This window comes from Enterococcus sp. RTP21361st1_A6_RTP21361_211029, from assembly GCF_040910045.1.
GTDB lineage: Bacteria > Bacillota > Bacilli > Lactobacillales > Enterococcaceae > Enterococcus_D > Enterococcus_D gallinarum.
The window spans coordinates 1-1,258 of the sequence record NZ_JBDGBK010000217.1 but is presented as its reverse complement, the minus strand read 5'-3'; the positions used below and the strand labels follow the sequence as shown (position 1 = coordinate 1,258).

The following is a 1,258-nucleotide window of genomic DNA, read 5'->3' as shown; positions in this document are numbered from 1 at the left end:
TAATGGGTGTTTATTGGTTCTATACGAAAAAAGGCTTAAAAGTTACGCAAGCACTGCTCTGGCTGACTTTGATCTTGATCATTCTAGCCGGCGTAGGGATTTTATAGAAAAGGAAGTGGAAAACAATGGGTGTAGTAAATTTAGCACGTGTGGATGAACGGTTGATTCATGGGCAAGTCATGATGACGTTGTCTCAAAAAAGCGGGGTCAACTCTATCTTCGTCGTTGATGAAGTGGTTGCTAAGGATAAATTCATGCGAGATCTATACAAAAATGCCGGCAGTCGCACAGGACAAAAAACGATTGTCGTGACACCAGAAAAAGCAAAATTTTATTGGGATGAATATGCGTTTAAAGAGTACAACTGCATCCTGATCGCAAAAACCATCAGTGTGATTTATGATCTGGTCACCCATGGTGTGCCAATGAAAGAGTTGAACATTGGCGGGATCGCACAGAAAGATCCAGAAAAAGATCTGTTAGTCACAAAATCCGTCTACTTGAATAAAGCAGATGCCGCAAGATTAAAGGAAATGAATGAACACTATGGAGTCGAAAACATCTATTTCCAAGCAACACCTTCTGCTCCTAAATCCTCTTTAAAAGAGGTCTTGAAACAATTCGGATTATAACTGCCAAATACAGCAACTGAGCTAGTTCCATCAATAACAAAAAAGCAACGGTCATTTGATGGTTGCTAGCTCAAAGGCTGTTGAAAACGTGCTGGATCCTTCGAAGAATGGGAGATGAAAAAGATGCAGAAAGACCGTTTCAATGATTGGCTGTTTCGTTACCGCTATATTTATCGTTCTCGCTTAAGTGACCGCAGCAAAAAAAGATTCCTAAATGCTTTAGTGACAGATATCTCACAAATAAGAAAAGATATTCGCGTAATCGAATATGATTTGAAACATAAAGCAGCTTCGAGAAATGTTTACATCGGAGATATTGCTCAAGCAGATCGAATCATTTGTACGTATTATGATACACCGCCGCAACATTTTGGCGCTTATCATTTTTTTGATCGAAAGGCGCAAGGTCGTCAAACAATGAATTTTATTCTTGTCAGCTCATTCATAACGATTGGGATCGGCGCAGTAGCGACATGGTTCTATAGTCAATTTGCTGCTGACGGTTTTGTACTTTTTTCTTGGCAAACATTTTTCTTAGTTCTGGCATTTGGTTCGTACTTTCTTTTATTGGGAAAAGTGGTAAAAGGGGCGGCCTTCCAGAAAAACTTAACGAGAAATACTTCTTC

At 39.5% G+C, this 1,258-nt stretch carries 1 protein-coding gene and 2 pseudogenes; all 3 read left to right on the top strand.

Annotation, left to right across the window (positions count from 1 at the left end; translation table 11 throughout):
* Positions 1-107: pseudogene (locus AB5Z52_RS17175) on the top strand (PTS system mannose/fructose/sorbose family transporter subunit IID); the annotation flags it as partial.
* A gap of 18 nt (positions 108-125) precedes the next feature.
* A complete protein-coding gene (locus tag AB5Z52_RS17170) occupies positions 126-632 on the top strand; it encodes a PTS sugar transporter subunit IIB (RefSeq protein ID WP_003125581.1) in 507 nt (168 codons plus the stop codon).
* A 114-nt stretch (positions 633-746) separates the two neighbouring features.
* Positions 747-1,258: pseudogene (locus AB5Z52_RS17165) on the top strand (hypothetical protein); the annotation flags it as partial.